Source organism: Spirosoma profusum (assembly GCF_014699005.1).
Classification (GTDB): Bacteria; Bacteroidota; Bacteroidia; order Cytophagales; family Spirosomataceae; genus Spirosoma; species Spirosoma profusum.
Genome location: NZ_JACWZY010000002.1, coordinates 183,817 through 201,257 on the forward strand (window position 1 = coordinate 183,817; position 17,441 = coordinate 201,257).

Here is a 17,441-nt window from a genome sequence, read left to right on the forward strand (position 1 = left end):
TTATCAACGGGGTACTTCAATTTTCTTGACTAATTGTGTTACTACGTCGTCGGCAGTACCGCCTTCCATTTCGCGTTCGGGCGTCAGTAGAATCCGGTGACGTAGCACAGGAGCGGCTAGTTCCTGTACGTCCTCCGGTGTAATGAAATCGCGGCCACGTAACGTAGCGAGTGCTTTCGCACTATTGAGCAGGGCTACCGAAGCACGTGGGGAAGCGCCCAGATAAAGCGATTTGTCTTTGCGTGTAGCCTGCACAACCTGAGCGATATAATCGAAGAGTTTGTCTTCTACGTGTACCTGCTGTACCTGCGCCCGCAACGTAGCGAGTTGCCCGGCAGTAAGTATGGCATCGATGGCCGCAAGTGCGTCGTTCAGATTCCGGCGTTGGTGATGACCGCGCAGAATATCCACTTCTTCCGTAGCGTTTGGATACCCCACCACGATTTTAAACAGAAAGCGGTCGAGTTGTGCTTCGGGGAGTCGATACGTTCCTTCCTGCTCAATCGGGTTTTGGGTAGCCAATACCATAAATGGTTCGGCTAGGTGATACGTAGTGCCGTCATTCGTCACCTGCCGTTCTTCCATCACTTCAAACAGAGCCGCCTGTGTTTTGGCGGGTGCCCGGTTGATTTCGTCGATCAAGACGAGATTTGAAAAAATAGGCCCTTGCCGGAACACGAAATCACCCGTTTTTGGCTGAAAAACGGACGTGCCCAGTACGTCAGACGGCATTAGGTCGGGTGTGAATTGTATACGGCTGAAGCCCACCGACATTGTTTTTGCCAGCAGCTTGGCTGTGAGCGTTTTCGCCACGCCGGGCACGCCTTCAATCAATACGTGGCCGTCGGCGAGCAGGGCTGTGAGCAGCAAATCAACAACCTGATGTTGCCCAATAATCACCTTACCTACTTCGGCCCGAATGGCATCGATGGTTGTTTTAAGCGGAGTCAGATCTAAGCGAGAATCAAATGTTTCCATAATTGTCTGAACCGGGATTTAGCTGATTGATGGATTTTCAGGATTTTGTAGATAACTGCTTCGAAGAAGCAAAAAACAAAATCTGTTTTTAATCCCTAAATCAGCTAAATCCCGGTTCTGAAAGTTTAAATTTTTCAATAGCTTTATTCAGCGTCAATAAATCAAATTCTGAAAGTGAAATACTCTTTTGGGCACTACGTAGCAGACGGACTAATTCCGATGCTTCGTCCAGCGAAACGCCACTTTTTTGGGCCAGCGTTTCGATAAATTCTTTGTCCAACAAATTTGTATTCAGGGCATATCGTTCGCGGAGGTCGGCCAGGAAAAACTGAATTTTCTTGCGAGCCATATTGTCGTGATCGCCCTGGTGAAAGTACATCCGACCCACCGTTTTTACAAAATCGAGCGACGTATTGGTTGGTGGTTCAACGACTGGAATGATACGTTGCGTACGTTTCCCGGCAAAAATGGCGTATAAAACCAGCCCGAAAATGACCAGATAATACGCCCAGTTCAGCGCGGGCTGCGAGCGAATATACCGGAAAATCGACTGCTGATCTTCATCGAAACGGCCCTGTTTCTGATACTCATCCCAATACGTCGGCAGGGCGGGCAAATAAGAAAGTGCCTTAAATGAGTAATCGGAGGTTTTTTTATCGAGAACGTAGTAATTGGTGAACGCTATTGGCAGATTATGAATGAAAAACTGACCCTTTCCATACTGAACTCGTATAAAAACTGGCTCCCTGCGGGCGTTTCGTCCAAGTATCGTGATACGTTCCGGCTTTTTGATAACCAGATAGTTACGTCCATCGTCGTGAACAAAATTGTACCCAGCCGCTTTTCGCAGACCAGGGTTTACAAAATTCTGACGTAACGTACTGTCGGCTTTGGTCGGGTCCTGCAAATCGGCCTTGAATCCCAGCACCTTACCCAACGTATCAGGCAGATCATAAGTCGAGATGAACACGTTATTTCCGCGTTGAACGTAAGGTAAAAGCTTTTTCAGGTCGGTTGCTCCAGCCTCGAAATCATGACAGATAAATACATAATTACTGGGAGTCGATAGTTGAGTTTCGGTCAGAAAATTGTAGATGGGCAGTCGGGTCGTTGGAATGGACGACTGCTTCATTATACCCGGCATTAACTCGTACAGCGCCTGCGTACCGAACGGAATTTTGTCGTCGTTCTGATACGTTGGTTTCCAGTCGATTGGCTTTGGACGGTAGTACTCAACCAGTACGTAGGCCGTAATCGTAGTAAGCAGAATCAGGATATATTTATTGGGCTTGGGCAACGTAGCAGGTCAGTTTACAGCGTGGATTTTACAAATTTCGATTTCGACGACAGATTAAACTGTCCGAATTGCGCCTGAATAGCGTTGAACCGGATTTCATCGACCGGAAAATCGCCATACCAGACAAATTCAAATTGCCGGGTAAGCTGTTCAAAATCAGCCTGTAATGGTACGTTAGCTAATTCCGCAACGTATTGCCGATTGGTTTTGTCAGGTTTGTAGATGATTGCGCCAGCGTCGGTCAATCGTTTGAGCGTTTGCAGATAAAGCAAACGTATCGCCAGACGAAAATTTTTGGCCGAAACGGCTTCTTCGATGGCCGTCTTGAAATCGATTTCGTGAATATTTTCGGACAGATTTTCGTAATCTAAATCGCCCGATTGCGCCTTTTTGGGGAATAAAAAACCTAGAACTTCTGCTTTCATCAGTAAGTAAATGGCCAGACCTGCAATAGCCGCCAGAAACACGTACTGCCAGAAATTCTGGTAAGCCTTACTATTCAGAAACTCATAGATTTTACGAACAATCCAGGTAAAGAAACGAGCCAGTGGGTTTTCGGGCGGTGGCGCGTCAGTTCCGTACTGATAGTCGCGATCAGTTTGCAGATCGCGGAGTTGTTCGGAATCGGGGTAGCGCACACGTAACAGCGCACGGTCGTCACGAGCGGAGTTGATTGAGGAAGACGTCGGCTTCTGCTGACCGACTGCTTCCGGAACTCCTGAAAGGGTGAGTGCAAGCCAGAACAGCCAGAAAAACAGGCATATACGCAACTGTTTAAACGGTCGAAATGGCATTCGTAACGTACTATGTATCAAAGTCGAAACATTCAATCGTAAATCAATATTCACCTTCATCCGTTGCGCGGGGTTGGGATGGCGTAGTGCCAATGCTATCAATGGACGAAATCAGGCCACGACCTTCCTGCCGCTCGACAAGGTTTGTGTACTGAAAACCAAGGGCAACATAAATCAGAACACGCAGTAACGTACTGCCTACCGTGCTGACTACGCTACCCAGTATCAGAAAAATACTCCCACCTGCGGGCAGCAGTTTCATTCCAATGAGGAAGCCAATGATGCCCGCGGGCATGGTAAACAGTAGACCAATAACGCCCGAAATAATGCCCATTACGAAGAGCAGCCCGAAAGTCGACCACCATTTATCCCGAATCAACGCAAAACAGCGATTCCAGGTTTGACCAAAATCGGTGCCTTCAAACGACGTAACAACCAATGCCAGCGATAGCACAATAGCGACATAAATTCCCGGAATGATCAAAAACAACGTAGCGACCCCCGCAATAATTGAACTCAGGATACCGATAACGATGGCCCGGCCAATAACCGGCTGCACTTCCTCCCATACTTCCGCCACCGAAATATCAACGGTTCCGCCAAGTGGCTGTGGGGCTTCAGGACTAGTTTTTCGCGCGTAGATTTTCATGTGCGCGTAAGTAACCAGGCTCACGGCCAGTATAGCCAGCGCACTGAATAGGATGGTTAAGCCAAAGGCAGGTGAGAAAATAGTCTGAAAAGCACGAAAAACGTTCGTCGGATCGTCAGAATCTCCATCCTGCGTCATTTTACCCAACGAGAAAATATTCGACTGCATCACGCCCGAGGCAATACCGGCGATGAGCGCTACAGGCCCAACAATGTAGAGCAGACAAAGGGCCAGACTCTTGAAATTCTGGGAGACGTACTGAAACGTTACGTTGATTTTGTCACCAAAATCACGCTGCTGAAATAATTGAATCATGAGGTTAGTTTACGGTTTAGTTGAATGGGGTAGAAAATAAAATACCAGCCAATAAAAGCGGCTGAAATCAGGATAATGCTGGCACTGACAACGGGCGGCAACGTCAGTCGGGTAATGAAACTTTCCAGAAAACCAGCTGTAATAAAAATTGGCACCAGCCCAATTGAAATCTTAAGACCTTGCTTGACACCCCGTTTGAACGATTCCAATCGTGAAAACGTCCCCGGAAACAGCAGACTATTGCCTACCGTAAGGCCCGCGCAGCCTGCAATCACAATGGCCGAAATCTCGAGCGTGCCGTGAATCCAGATTTTCAGGATGGATTCGAGCAGTAAGCCACGTTCGTAAAAAAAGTACTGAAAGGAGCCCAACATCACGCCATTGTAAAAGAGCATGGCGATGGTACCAATGGAAGCAAGCAGGCCAAAAACAAACGTTCGAAACGCCACAAAAATATTGTTGAGGGTTATCTGGACAAACATCGACGACTGATCACGGCTGTTGTAGACGCCCAGCGGATCACCTTTTTTGATGTTTTCGAGCGTCATATTTACGTATTCATCGCCCAGAATCAGGCGAACGAACGTAGCATCGTGTGCAGCCGATAAAGCCCCTAACAGGCAGGCAACCACGAAGATAATAAACGACAGGGCCAGTAACGGATGCGATTTTTTGAACAAAAGCGGCAGTTCGTATTTCCAGAACGTAACAAAACGACCCCGTTCTTCTCGTTGGTTCTGCATTAGGCCCCGGTGCGCCTGTGCGGTCAGGCCGTTGAGGTAGCGTGTTACGTTCGACTCCGGGTAGAATGTTCGGGCATAGGAAAGATCGTCGGTAAGGTCGACAAAACGGTCGGTCAGGTCGTCGGGATCGGGTTTGTCTCCCCGATTAGCCAGTACGTCCTCAATGGCTTTCCATTTATCGGTATTCCGTTTGACGAAAAGAGCTTCGCGCATAAGTAATTGGTAAATGTAGCGAAGTGTCAAATTAGCGAAGTTCAGCCATGCGACCAAGTTGCCCGACATTTTTACGAAAAGTTTTGCCAAAACAGCCATTTTTGTCATTCTGACGAAGAAGCTGTTTAAACTTTCGAGAAAACATCATAAATGAGTGCTTTTGTCATGCTGAGGAACGAAGCAACTTGAGGCATCCAGACTTGGAAGTGATGATACGTTAAGATGCCGCTTCGGCGGTCCGATTCGTGCCTCAGCATGACAAAAACGTTCATTGTTAGATTTTTCCGTGAGATAACCTGCTCCACCAGAAACAACGTAACACGTACTGAACACGCCAACTATTTTTTGACTTACGAATTTCATGGCTATTGCTATCCGCACATCGCAGAACGTACTACTCGAATACGAACCGGCCAGTATTGGCGAACGTATTCTGGCGATGATGATTGATTATCTGGTGTTTTTTGGCTGGTTTATATTGACCATTGCCTTACCGTCGGCGTTTAGTATCAATCCGGGTACGTTCTACATCGTTTTGATTTTTTTGCCCATTCTTTTCTACCACCTGCTTTGTGAGTGGATGCTCAACGGGCGAAGTTTAGGTAAACTGGCGATAGGCATTCGCGTCGTGATGCTCGATGGTTCTCCGCCTACACTAGGTGCTTATCTGATTCGATGGATGTTACGTCTTATTGAGTCTGTAAGTTTTGTGGGCGGCCTGGTTCCAATTATTACGGTAGCCATCAATGGAAAAGGCCAGCGGTTGGGTGATATTGCCGCTGGAACAACGGTTGTACGGCTCAAACCTGCCGTTTCGCTCAACGACGTACTGATGCCCGCAATGCCCGACAACTACGTAGTACAGTTTCCTGATGTCCGGCTATTGAGTGACCGCGACATTAGCATCATACGTAGCGTGCTACGTCAGGGTGACGAGAACGTACTGATGCGAACAACCACAAAAATTAAAGAAGTAACCGGCATCCACAGTACCCTGTCGAATCGCGCGTTTCTGGAAACGGTTATCAGTGATTATCAGTTTATATCGTTACAGTAAAGGCTGGACCAAGCTCTGTTTGGTCCATTTAATTGATTATTAAGTGCCAAACAGAGCTTGGCCCAGCCTTATCATGCTTGATTCCATTAAATCGCTTGCCCGCCAGTATGCAGCAGATCTCGTTCAGACGCGCCGACACCTGCACATGCATCCTGAATTGTCGTTTCAGGAACGTAACACGGCCCGCTACGTTGCCGACCAGCTCAAAGCCATCGGCATTACGCCCCAGGAAGGCGTGGCCGATACAGGACTGGTTGCCATCATCGAAGGACGTACTGGCAATGCTACGTCGACTCCTTCACGGGTCGTGGCTCTTCGGGCAGATATGGACGCGCTGCCCATCCACGAAGCTAACGACGTATCATACAAATCGACCGTCGATGGAGTCATGCATGCTTGTGGGCACGACGTACATACCGCCAGCCTGTTGGGCGTAGCGCGCATCCTGCACGTATTACGCGACCAATTCGATGGAACCGTGAAACTGGTGTTTCAGCCGGGCGAAGAGAAAGCGCCGGGCGGGGCTTCGCTCATGATTAAAGAAGGCGTTCTGGAGAATCCGGCTCCGGTGAGTATGATTGGTCAGCACGTAGCACCGAATATTCCAGTCGGTAAAATCGGTTTTCGCGAAGGGATGTACATGGCTAGTACTGATGAGTTGTACCTCACGGTACGTGGTAAAGGTGGTCATGCTGCCATGCCCGACAACCTGGTTGACCCGGTTCTGATTGCTTCGCACATCATCGTAGCGCTGCAACAGGTAATCAGCCGAAATCGCCCACCTGCTAGCCCGTCGGTGCTATCGTTTGGGCGGTTTATTGCCGATGGTGTTACGAACGTAATACCGAACGAAGTTACCATTCAGGGTACGTTCCGGTGTATGAATGAAGAGTGGCGGGCCGAAGGCAAACGACGTATGGTGAAACTGGCCGAAGGCATTGCCGAAGCGATGGGCGGCTCCTGCGAATTCGAGATTGTGCACGGCTACCCCTACCTCAAAAATCACCCCGAACTGACCCGCCGGGTACGTTCCCAAGCCGTGGAATATATGGGCGCTGAGAACGTAGTGGATCTCGATCTCTGGATGGCGGGCGAAGATTTTGCATTTTACTCGCAGGTAGTCGATTCCTGCTTTTACCGGCTTGGCACACGTAACGAAGAACGCGGTATCATTTCTGGCGTTCACACCCCTACTTTCGACATCGATGAATCGGCGCTGGAAACCGGTGCGGGTTTAATGAGCTGGCTGGCGGTGCAGGAGCTTAATGTATAGAGATTAGTCGCTAGTTGTCAGCCGTTAGTTATAGTCAGGAGTGGTCAGGAACCGTTTCTCAAATCTTGAACGCATCGGGTTCTACTCCTGATAACTAACGACTGACGCCTAGCGACTATACTTGACATAGTTCTAAATAGAGCCATTTCGCGAAACTGTATCCTCAAATAGCACAATCCATTCCTTGATTTTTATACATTTGTAATTACTTACATCGTTCTATTAGAAAGCTTATTTTCTCGAAAACCTATGAATAGAAGAGACGCCCTCATGCGGGTGGCTGCACTAGCTGGCGCAACCATTACGTTGCCCGCATTAGCCGATACGCTCGAGGCCTCGGCCACCCGACGCGCCCTCACCGGCAAACCGGTTTTTTTAACGCCCGACCAGGATGCAACCGTTGCTGAACTGGCCGAAACCATTATCCCGACAACCAAAACACCGGGAGCCAAAGCCGCCAAGGTGAATGAAATTATCGACGTTATTCTGAAAGACTGCTATAAACCCGACGATCAGCAACGGTTCGTTGAAGGACTGGCGCAAACCAATAAGTGGAGTCAGGATGCCTACGGGAAAGCGTTTGTCCAGCTCGATCCGACGCAACGTATCGAAATCGTGAAGAAGCTCGAAGCGGAGGATAAGGAGCTAAAAGCGAAGATGAAATCGGCCAAAGACGTAGCTAAAGTGTCGAATTCACAAGCTGACTTACAAATGCCCGACGCTAAAAAGGTCTACACGCCGTTTTATTCCATCCTGAAAGACCTGACGCTCACAGGCTACTTTACGTCTGAAATCGGAGCCACGCAGGCACTCGAATACGTAGCAGTTCCGGGCCGATACGATGGCTGTGTGCCGCTCAAACCCGGCCAGAAAGCGTGGGCAATTTAAAAAACAGTTGTTAGTTGCCAGTCAATAGCTGCCAGTGTATGGTATTAAGCTACTGACTATTGACTAACTACTATCGACTCTCTACTAACAGAATGAATCTCAATATAGACGCACAAAAAGAAATGACCTACGACGCGATTGTCGTCGGGTCAGGCATTTCGGGTGGCTGGGCCGCTAAAGAATTAACCCGGCTGGGCCTAAAAGTAATTATGCTGGAGCGTGGTCGTGATGTAAAACACATCGAAGGCTACCCAACAGCCACAAACAACCCCTGGGATTTCCCGCATCGGGGCCGGATTACGACCATGGCCGCCGAAGAATACTGGGCCAACATGCGTACCGGATACACGGCCAATGAAGAATGGCGGCACTTTTTCGAGAACGATAAAGAAAATCCTTACCTCGAAAAACCAAATCGTAAAGTAGACTGGATTCGGGGATACCACGTTGGTGGACGTTCGCTGATGTGGGGCCGTCAGAGCTACCGTTGGAATAAGGAAGATTTCATGGCCAATGGTAAAGAAGGTATTGGCGTCGACTGGCCGATACGTTACGAAGACCTGGCTCCGTGGTATACACACGTAGAGACGTTTGTGGGCGTTTCGGGAAACAAAGACGGTATCGACGTATTGCCCGATGGTAACTTCTTACCACCGATGCAGCTTAACTGCCTGGAGCGGGAAGCCAAGAAACGTATCGAAAAGGCATTTCCAAAACGGCTCGTCACCATCGGACGTACCGCACACCTGACGCAGCCGAAACAACTCCACTACGACCTCGGACGGGCGGCCTGTCAGTTCCGGAATCAGTGTATGCGGGGTTGCCCATACGGCGCTTATTTTAGTACGCAATCTGCTACGTTGCCTGCCGCCATGAAAACGGGCCGCCTGACGCTACGTCCTGACTCGATTGTGTCGGAAGTGATTTACGATGAGAAAAAAGGTAAAGCAACGGGCGTTCGGGTTATTGATCAGAATACGAAAGAAGTTCGCGAGTATTTTGCCCGGCTTATCTTCCTGAATGCGTCGGCTTTTGCCAGTACGTCGATTCTGATGAACTCGAAGTCGCACCGTTTCCCGAATGGAATGGGTAATGATTCGGACCAATTGGGACGTAACATCATGGACCACCATTTGGCGGCTGGTGCTGCCGGATCGTTCGAAGGCATGGAAGACCAGTATTACTACGGCCGTCGGGCCAATGGCGTTTACATTCCTCGCTACCGCAACTGGAATGGCGATAAGCGCGACTACGTTCGCGGCTTTGGGTATCAGGGGGGCGCTGGTCGTGGCGGCTGGAACCGAGGTAACGGTATGGCTGGTTTCGGTGCTGAGTTTAAAGAGAGTCTCACTACACCCGGCCCGTGGACGATGAGTCTGGGTGGTTTTGGTGAAATGATTGCCGACCCGAACAATCGCATGACGCTTTCGCCCGATCAGAAAGACAAATGGGGCTTACCCGTGATTGTATTCGACGCGGCTTACGGCGAAAACGAGAAGAAAATGCGTATGGATATGATGAACGATGCCGCTGAAATGCTCGAAGCCGCTGGTTTCAAGAACGTAACGGCCTATAACGATACGAGCAAGAATCCGGGTATCGGTATTCACGAAATGGGAACTGCCCGCATGGGCCGCGATCCTAAAACGTCGGTGCTGAACTCACATAACCAGCTTCATACAGTGAAGAACGTATTCAATACGGACGGCGCTTGTATGGCATCGGCTTCCTGCGTGAATCCGTCGCTGACGTACATGGCTCTCACGGCGCGCGCTGCCGATTTTGCTGTGAAAGAAATGAAAAAAGGAAATTTGTAATTGTTCCTGCTACGTCTTCAAAAAGCCCGTAAACGCGTGTTTACGGGCTTTTTGTTTATTTATTAGTCAATGTACGTTCAACAAAGTGCAGTATAAAAGATCAAAATTTTTAATTTCTTTTAAACAACTTTCAATTAGTCGAGTTCTACTATAGAATATCAAGCAATTGAAACATAATAATTTGCTCAACTAAAAATGAAAAAAGTAATAGTATTAGGTAGTATGCTAGTAGCTGGCATCGCCTTAAACGCAACTGCTCAAAACACGAACTCGACAAACCGAGGAACAACCGGTACGACTCAAACCCAGCCCACAAGCACGAATTCGAGTACGAACCAGACCTCTCCAACGACTTCGCCTACTACGGCACCCGTCAATACTGGTATCAATCAGCCACCAACGGGTGTAAACACGACGCAGCCGCCAACCACAAATTCTACTACGTACCCTACAACCGGTACGACGCAGCCGACGACTTCGCCGACCAATACAGGTACGACACAACCGACGACTTCGCCAACGACATCGTATCCAACTACGCCAACAACGGGTACTACACGGCCAACGACAACCGGCACGACGCAACCGCCTACGACAACAACCAGCGGTTCGACGTATAACACCGGGACAAATTCAATGTCGACGACCGGAAATAAAACATCAACAACCGGATCGACGACTGGTACGGCTACCCGCCCAGACCCAAATCCGCCAACGGACCGGTCAAACATGGGTACAACGACGAATACTGGTACTAAAACAACTAGTCCGACGACACCTCCAACAACGGCTAATCCACCGAGAGAGTAGGCAACAGTTTATACTGGATAAATTGAATGAGGGCTATACCTTTGCGAAGGTATGGCCCTCATTTTTATGCCCAATCCATTAATTGACGTACACGAATTGACGGTTCGACGTAGTGGCCGGATCGTCCTGAATACTATCACCTTCCAACTCAATTCTGGTGAATGCTGGGCGATTACTGGCCCGACCGGTAGCGGGAAAACCACCTTTTTACAGACGCTTGCCGGGCAGTTTCATGCTCCTCCAACGGCATTGATACGTAGTGGAAGTACAGAATTTGTTTCATTTAAGGAAGAGTCAACGCAGTTCTCGTACGGGAGCTATTTTTATCAGCAACGGTATCAGGCTACCATGAGTGATAACCCAGACAAGGGCGATGCTGGCTACAAATCCATTCCAAAACTCCGCGATTTCCTGGGATTCAATGAGACGTCAGAAGCAAAAGCGCTCGTCGATAGGTTGGGACTAACCCCTATTTTAGATCGCTCTTTTCTCAAGCTGTCGAACGGACAGACACGCAAGGCACGTATCGGTAAAGCGCTGCTACGTCATCCATCGATTTTATTACTGGATAATCCATTTGTGGGGTTAGATGCTGGTTTTCGGGCAGAGCTGACTCAATGGCTGGCCGAACTGGTCGATCATGGGCTCACACTTGTATTCGTTACGGAGGCCGTTCATATTCCCGATTTCGTAACCAATGTTGCTACGTTGGAGGAAGGCCAGATTCAATGGGCTGGTCTCCGTCAGGAATACATAGCATCCGACGTAGTAGAAACCGCAAACGAGTTGCCCATTCTGGAAACCAAACCCGTTAGGCCAGATTTTGACGAAGCGTTTTGTTTACGGAACGTAACGGTACGTTATGGAGACGTTGTTATTTTGAATCAAATCAACTGGACGGTTCGGACCGGGGAGCGATGGGCATTGATTGGCCCTAACGGAGCCGGTAAATCGGTGTTGCTCAGTTTACTTTACGGCGACCATCCGCAAGCTTATGCCAATGACGTAAACGTGTTTGGCTACCGACGGGGTAAATCGGGTGAGAGTATCTGGGACGTAAAACGACGTATTGGCTTCGTTTCTCCGGAGTTACATCTTTATTTTCCACAGGGGTTATCCGCTCGGCAGGTAGCCTTAACCGGTCTGACTGATACGTTAACGCCACCCAGACGAGTTTCAGAAGAAACTGAAACCGATCTGCTGAATTTGCTGACTTACTTCGACATCGTTCCTATACTTGACCGTATGTTTGGTACGTTGTCGTCGGGCGAGCAGCGGCTCGTTTTGTTGATACGAGCTTTTTTGAAAAACGCTCCAGTGTTACTGCTGGACGAACCATTTCAGGTAATAGATGCACAACGTATCGAATTGGCGCGTCGGCTGATCGACAGTTTTCGTGATAAAACGATTCTATTCATCACGCACGACCGACGCGAACTTCCGGGTAGCATTACACAAATTTTTTCGCTTTAAGCGACGTAGTATTTTTCGTAGTCTGGACGTCCACCTCCGGGTGTAAATAGCGTTATCTCGCCCGGAGGTAAACGTCCAGGCTGCGAAAACCATACGCACTACCCACGCTCATACGCTCGAATAATCAACTTGTCCTGGAACATTGGCATAATTTGTGAGGCTGGTAACGTACTTTTTATTCCGGATAATCAGCCGACCGTTTAGTTACTATATATCCTTTTTTTAGAGTTACATACCTCCAGAGAATCATAATAAAACGCTTGGCACGAAATTCGTCTTATGGGTAGTGATCAACTTTCCGTATGACGAAACGACTACTAAATAAATTTATTTGGGGTTTTGGATCGGTATTGCTGTGGCTGCTGGTTAGTCCGGAAGTCATTGCGGGTATCTATCCGTTGGCCGATACGTGCCAGAACCCGGAACCGCCTGTAATCACGGGTTCGGCGAAGGCTATATGCCGGAGCGAATCGGTGCAACTGGTGGCGACGGGCTGTGCCGGAACGGTGGTTTGGTCGAATGGGGAGATTGGAGATAATATTACGGTCAAGCCCCAACAGACTACAAAATACACGGCAATCTGCCGGGCTCGTCCGGGATGCATCAGCTGCTTTGCCGAAGTCTGGAAAGTGACAGTCAATACGCCTGACGCGCCCATTGTCAAACCAGCGTCGGCACTGATTTGTGCAAATGACATTGTTACGTTAACAGCTTCAAATTGTGCGGGCACGGTCCATTGGCAAAATCAAAATGGAGATTTGTCTACTTCCGGTACGTCCTGGACAGGCAACGTAGCGAAAACGACCGTTTTTCAGGCTACCTGTGAACAGAATAACTGTGTCAGCAATCCTTCGAAACCTGTATCCATCCAGGCTGCTTTACCAACAATACCTACAATTATCGCCAGCCAGCGTGAGATTTGCGCCGGACAAAACGTAACACTTACTGCTTCGGGCTGTTCAGGTTCAGTACGTTGGTCAGATGGCGCAACAGGTCTGGTCCGCAACGTAACACCTTATCAGGCTACTACGTATCGCACTGTTTGTCAGTTAGGTTCCTGTCAGAGCGACAGTTCATCAATAACCACTATAACTGTACGTTCGGCAGCACAGAAATTGGACGTAGTACCAACCCTTTCCAATGCCTGTCCATACCAGACGGCCGATTTATCGAAAGCCATTCTGGCCACAAATGCAGTAAACGGCATAACAACGTATCGATTCTTAACCAGCCCAAACCTCAGTGCAACGCAGGTTCAATCGCCGGGGGCCGTGCTGGCTGGTACGTATTATCTGGCTGGACGTAACGCTCAGGGCTGTTTTACAGAGCCGACAGCAGTAAAGGTTGCTATCGGAAACTGTCTGCAAGCTATTGCGCCTTGTCTGAGTAATCCGCCAACAGTTGCCATTCGGCTTGATTCAGTTAACTGGGAAAAAGGTGTTATTCAGTTGCAGGCTCAATTGGGTGGTTCCGCCACAACGGTTAGCTGGCAAAGTGACGGCGGTGGCTTATTTACCAATTCCGACGCAACGGCTCGGTATTTACTTTCAGAAACTGATCGGCAGCGGGGCACTACATTGTTCACCGTCGCTACGTCCGATCCCGATGGCAATGGTCCCTGTGTGGCGGCTGTGGCGAAACAGGTTGTAGCCGCTCCGTTACGTAATTTGATTGGCCTCAGCAAAAAAATAAGTGAGCCTGTCTGGGTTACGGAAAGCGGAACTCGTTTTGTCGAATTAACGTATCAGTTTACCACCCACAATTTTGGGAATAACACCCAAACGAACGTACAGATTTCGGATGATCTGGAATCCGCTTTTACAAGTGTGGGGGCACAGATTCACTCGGTGAACGTCCGAACTGATGACAATCTGACTGCTAATGCTACGTATTCCGGCCGCGGAAACGATACGTTGCTGGTGCAGAATGGTACTTTAGAGGCTGGCGCACAGGCTCATGCGTGGCTGACGATACGTCTGGATGTGAGTCAGGCCAGTACGTTGACATTTGCCAATACGGGAATAGTTAAGGCGCTGGACGCGAATGGTGCTACGTATCAGGATTACTCGACTAACGGAACCGAAGCCGATCCTGACCGGAACGGTAATCCCGCCGATAACGCAGAACCCACGCTGGTAACGCTTCATTCGATACGTTCGGAGGAAACCGAAACCGTATTCATTCCCGAAGGGTTTTCACCAAACGACGATGGTATTAACGATCGATTTGTGATTCAACGGCTCCCGCAGGGTAGTACAGTTCAACTGGAAGTGTACAATCGCTGGGGGCAACTTGTTTACCAGAGCAATGATTATAAGAATGACTGGGATGGGACGGCGAATCGGGGCTTAAAAACTTCTGATGCAAAACAAGCCCTTCCCGACGGTACTTATTACTACCAAATACGTCTAAATGATGGACGCGAATATGTCCGGTTCCTGACGTTGGTACGATAAGTTTTAGAAACTGTTTGAGTTAGCGTTTGTGACCGTCCTTACGGGCCAGAGCGATTACTCAAATAATTTCTCAGCAATGAATTCAGGGCAAATTCGTTTGCCGAATGAGCGTAGATGAGTTGCCGCAAGCAAGGTAAGCCACATACCGATGAGTAAGATTTTGACAAGGTTGTTTTTACTGGGATTCCTATGGCTAAGCTGCACGTCGGCTTGGGCACAGGCCGATTCGTTGTTGCAGCAGGCTGAACGTATGCTTAACTACAAAGCATATGGCCGCGCCATTGAAGCCTATTCGCAACTGCTGACTGAACAGGCCGATCAACTGACGAAAGCCCAGAAAGCAGCCGCTCAGGTTAAACTCTCGTATGCGTTCCAGCAGGTTGGTGACGGAACAAAAGCTGAGCGCTATTACCGCGAAGCCCTTGCCAGCGACCTGAGCGAAACAACCCAACAAGTGCTTCAGTTTGCTCAGATTTTAGCTACAAACGGTAAGTTTCAGGAAGCGCAGAAACAGTATGACCGATACAGCCAGCTAAAGGAAAAAGAACCTGGACCACGGCTGCCATTAGCTCCGCTCAACAACGTAGGAGGCAGGAAAGAACCCGTGCGGTATCGACTGGAATATCTTGGCCTAAATACGTCTAATGAAGAATTTAGTCCGGCTTATTATCGGGATGGCCTGGTCTACGTAGCAGGTAAAAAAGGTGGTTCGGCCATTGAAACAACGGGCGGTGGGGGTGGCTCCGGCTACCTGGATTTGTTCTACATTCCAAACCGGAACGAGCTAAAAGTCAAGAATATCATCAATGCCGATGGCAGTGTAATTCCTGGCCCGGATAACAATGCTCGCTCCGGACGGCGCATGGGCAGCGACGCCTACAGCCGGCCGACAGCCAACGATTCGCGAACGGTTCCCAACTTTGCCGTGGGTATCAACGTATCGGAGGGATTAGGGTATGAAGATCGGCCGATAAATCCGGTAGCTAGGTTCAGTAAAACACTCAATACTAAATATCACGAAGGTCCTGCTACGTTCACGGAAGACGGTTCGCAGATTATTTTCACCCGGAATAACTATAACGGCGGGAAGGCCGGTTCCAGCAGCGAAGGTATCAATAAACTTAAACTCTACACGGCTCGCCAGCAGAATGGCTCCTGGACTGATATTGTTGAATTACCCTTTAACAGCGACGAATATTCGGTAGGACACCCAACGTTAAGCCGGGATGAGCAGCTTCTTTATTTTGCCTCTGATATGCCCGGCGGATTTGGTGGAACCGACCTGTACGTAACCCGTTTCCAGAACGGAAAATGGAGTCGGCCAACTAATTTGGGTGATGGTATTAACACAAAAGGTAACGAACTGTTTCCCTATATTGACGATAATGGCAATCTATACTTCTCGTCGGATGGCCGGAAGGGTTTGGGTGCTTTGGATGTCTATTTCGCTACGTTGCAGAATGGCGTAACGGTCGGTACAGTCGATCATTTGGATGCGCCAATCAACTCTCCGCAGGACGATTTTGGGTTTATCACCGATGCTAATCGGGGGGGCGGTTATTTCAGTAGCAACCGGAAAGATGGCAACGATGATATTTACCGATTCGTACGAGAAAGCTCGCTTTTTGGCTGTCGGGATTTAACCGTCCGGCTTTACGATACCAATACCGATATGGCTCTCGATAGTGTTACGGTTGTGATAAAATCGAAGGAGGAAGGGCGAGCTGACCGAACATTGACCAGCGATGCCAATGGATATCTGCGACTCTGCCTACAGGGCGACAATTCCTTTACGTTCCAGGCTAGCCGGGATGGCTATATTAACAGCACCGTCGGGTTTACGACGCGAGCTGTAACGGATGATCAACCCAGCCGACTTGAGATTGGTCTTCTCAAACCTACCGTTGTGATGGATACGATTTCGGCTGATAGTCTGCCAGATCGGTCCGCAGCCGCGTCAGAACTCACGCGCTCACGTATCAGTGGCGTTGTTGTCAGCGAACGTGACCGTAAGCCGATTGAAGGTGTAACGGTACGTCTACGCAACGAATGCGACCGTACCCAACGCGAATTCGTGACGGGTGCCGATGGCCGGTATAGTTTCGACATTATAGAAGGCTGCGATTATACGCTCGTTGCGTCGAAGCCGACTTTCGGAACGAACACGAACAAGATAAAACGTATTGCCAAAAAGGCGAAACCGAAAGAAGTTGCTGCTGATTTGCGGATGCTCAGTGTGGGCGACGTAGTAACTATCGATAATATTTACTACGACCTCGACCGCTCCAGCCTCCGACCCGATGCCGCCCGTGAACTGGATAGAGTGGTGGCAACGATGCAGAAATATCCATCGCTGGTAGTCGAAGTCAGATCGCATACGGATAGCCGGGGCGAGGCAGAGCACAATCGGATTTTATCGACCCAGCGAGCTAAAGCCGTGGCAAATTACCTGGTTTCGAAAGGAATTAGCCGTCGGCGAGTGACAGCTAAAGGCATGGGCGAATCTCAACTGGTGAATAACTGCACAGACGGCGTCATTTGCACCGAAGCCGAACACCAACGCAACCGACGTACTGAATTTAGAGTTGTGGAGATAAAGTGATGATGAATGATGAATGATATTGCCTTTCATCGCGTTTACCCGTAAGAGTTGACGTAGTGCTGCACAGGGCAGAGCT

13 protein-coding genes are annotated in these 17,441 nt (G+C 49.1%); 8 read left to right on the forward strand and 5 right to left on the reverse strand.

Going from position 1 to position 17,441, the window contains the following annotated elements:
- Positions 1–3: 3 nt before the first annotated feature.
- From IC229_RS03105 to IC229_RS03125, 5 genes are all read right to left on the reverse strand, one after another.
- The gene (locus IC229_RS03105; RefSeq protein ID WP_190885465.1) at positions 4–978 is read right to left on the reverse strand and encodes an AAA family ATPase; all 975 of its coding nucleotides are present in this window, start codon (positions 976–978) and stop codon (positions 4–6) included.
- Positions 979–1,078: 100 nt separating this feature from the next.
- The gene (locus IC229_RS03110; protein WP_190885466.1) at positions 1,079–2,275 is read right to left on the reverse strand and encodes a DUF4350 domain-containing protein; all 1,197 of its coding nucleotides are present in this window, start codon (positions 2,273–2,275) and stop codon (positions 1,079–1,081) included.
- 14 nt (positions 2,276–2,289) lie between these two features.
- A complete protein-coding gene (locus IC229_RS03115; protein WP_190885467.1) occupies positions 2,290–3,069 on the reverse strand; it encodes a DUF4129 domain-containing protein in 780 nt (259 codons plus the stop codon).
- 43 nt (positions 3,070–3,112) lie between these two features.
- Positions 3,113–4,033, reverse strand: coding sequence for a hypothetical protein (locus tag IC229_RS03120; RefSeq protein ID WP_190885468.1), 921 nt, complete (start codon positions 4,031–4,033; stop codon positions 3,113–3,115).
- On the reverse strand, positions 4,030–4,989 hold the full coding sequence (locus IC229_RS03125) for a stage II sporulation protein M (protein ID WP_190885469.1): 960 nt from the start codon (positions 4,987–4,989) through the stop codon (positions 4,030–4,032). The genes IC229_RS03120 and IC229_RS03125 overlap by 4 nt, the downstream gene beginning before the upstream one ends.
- Positions 4,990–5,350: 361 nt before the next feature.
- Here IC229_RS03125 and IC229_RS03130 point away from each other — a divergent pair, with 361 nt between their 5' ends.
- From IC229_RS03130 to IC229_RS03165, 8 genes are all read left to right on the forward strand, one after another.
- On the forward strand, positions 5,351–6,046 hold the full coding sequence (locus IC229_RS03130) for an RDD family protein (RefSeq protein ID WP_190885470.1): 696 nt from the start codon (positions 5,351–5,353) through the stop codon (positions 6,044–6,046).
- 73 nt (positions 6,047–6,119) lie between these two features.
- Positions 6,120–7,319 (forward strand): M20 metallopeptidase family protein, encoded by a 1,200-nt coding sequence (locus IC229_RS03135; RefSeq protein WP_190885471.1) that lies wholly within the window; start codon positions 6,120–6,122, stop codon positions 7,317–7,319.
- A gap of 249 nt (positions 7,320–7,568) precedes the next feature.
- Positions 7,569–8,207 (forward strand): gluconate 2-dehydrogenase subunit 3 family protein, encoded by a 639-nt coding sequence (locus tag IC229_RS03140; protein ID WP_223833834.1) that lies wholly within the window; start codon positions 7,569–7,571, stop codon positions 8,205–8,207.
- Between the two features lie 92 nt (positions 8,208–8,299).
- Positions 8,300–10,024: a GMC oxidoreductase gene (locus tag IC229_RS03145; RefSeq protein WP_190885472.1), complete on the forward strand. Its 1,725-nt coding sequence runs from the start codon at positions 8,300–8,302 to the stop codon at positions 10,022–10,024.
- A 195-nt stretch (positions 10,025–10,219) separates the two neighbouring features.
- The gene (locus IC229_RS03150) at positions 10,220–10,834 is read left to right on the forward strand and encodes a hypothetical protein (protein ID WP_190885473.1); all 615 of its coding nucleotides are present in this window, start codon (positions 10,220–10,222) and stop codon (positions 10,832–10,834) included.
- Between the two features lie 51 nt (positions 10,835–10,885).
- A complete protein-coding gene (locus IC229_RS03155) occupies positions 10,886–12,307 on the forward strand; it encodes an ATP-binding cassette domain-containing protein (protein WP_190885474.1) in 1,422 nt (473 codons plus the stop codon).
- A 302-nt stretch (positions 12,308–12,609) separates the two neighbouring features.
- Positions 12,610–14,763, forward strand: coding sequence for a gliding motility-associated C-terminal domain-containing protein (locus IC229_RS03160; protein ID WP_190885475.1), 2,154 nt, complete (start codon positions 12,610–12,612; stop codon positions 14,761–14,763).
- Between the two features lie 148 nt (positions 14,764–14,911).
- Positions 14,912–17,365: a carboxypeptidase regulatory-like domain-containing protein gene (locus IC229_RS03165; protein ID WP_190885476.1), complete on the forward strand. Its 2,454-nt coding sequence runs from the start codon at positions 14,912–14,914 to the stop codon at positions 17,363–17,365.
- Positions 17,366–17,441 lie beyond the last annotated feature (76 nt).

Bases quoted from the DNA above. Each gene is read 5' to 3' on its own strand.
- IC229_RS03105 (WP_190885465.1), bottom strand. From the start codon at position 978: ATGGAAACATTTGATTCTCGCTTAGATCTGACTCCGCTTAAAACAACC.
- IC229_RS03115 (WP_190885467.1), bottom strand. From the start codon at position 3,069: ATGCCATTTCGACCGTTTAAACAGTTGCGTATATGCCTGTTTTTCTGG.
- IC229_RS03120 (WP_190885468.1), bottom strand. From the start codon at position 4,033: ATGATTCAATTATTTCAGCAGCGTGATTTTGGTGACAAAATCAACGTA.
- IC229_RS03125 (WP_190885469.1), bottom strand. From the start codon at position 4,989: ATGCGCGAAGCTCTTTTCGTCAAACGGAATACCGATAAATGGAAAGCC.
- IC229_RS03130 (WP_190885470.1), top strand. From the start codon at position 5,351: ATGGCTATTGCTATCCGCACATCGCAGAACGTACTACTCGAATACGAA.
- IC229_RS03135 (WP_190885471.1), top strand. From the start codon at position 6,120: ATGCTTGATTCCATTAAATCGCTTGCCCGCCAGTATGCAGCAGATCTC.
- IC229_RS03140 (WP_223833834.1), top strand. From the start codon at position 7,569: ATGAATAGAAGAGACGCCCTCATGCGGGTGGCTGCACTAGCTGGCGCA.
- IC229_RS03145 (WP_190885472.1), top strand. From the start codon at position 8,300: ATGAATCTCAATATAGACGCACAAAAAGAAATGACCTACGACGCGATT.
- IC229_RS03150 (WP_190885473.1), top strand. From the start codon at position 10,220: ATGAAAAAAGTAATAGTATTAGGTAGTATGCTAGTAGCTGGCATCGCC.
- IC229_RS03155 (WP_190885474.1), top strand. From the start codon at position 10,886: ATGGCCCTCATTTTTATGCCCAATCCATTAATTGACGTACACGAATTG.
- IC229_RS03160 (WP_190885475.1), top strand. From the start codon at position 12,610: ATGACGAAACGACTACTAAATAAATTTATTTGGGGTTTTGGATCGGTA.
- IC229_RS03165 (WP_190885476.1), top strand. From the start codon at position 14,912: ATGAGTAAGATTTTGACAAGGTTGTTTTTACTGGGATTCCTATGGCTA.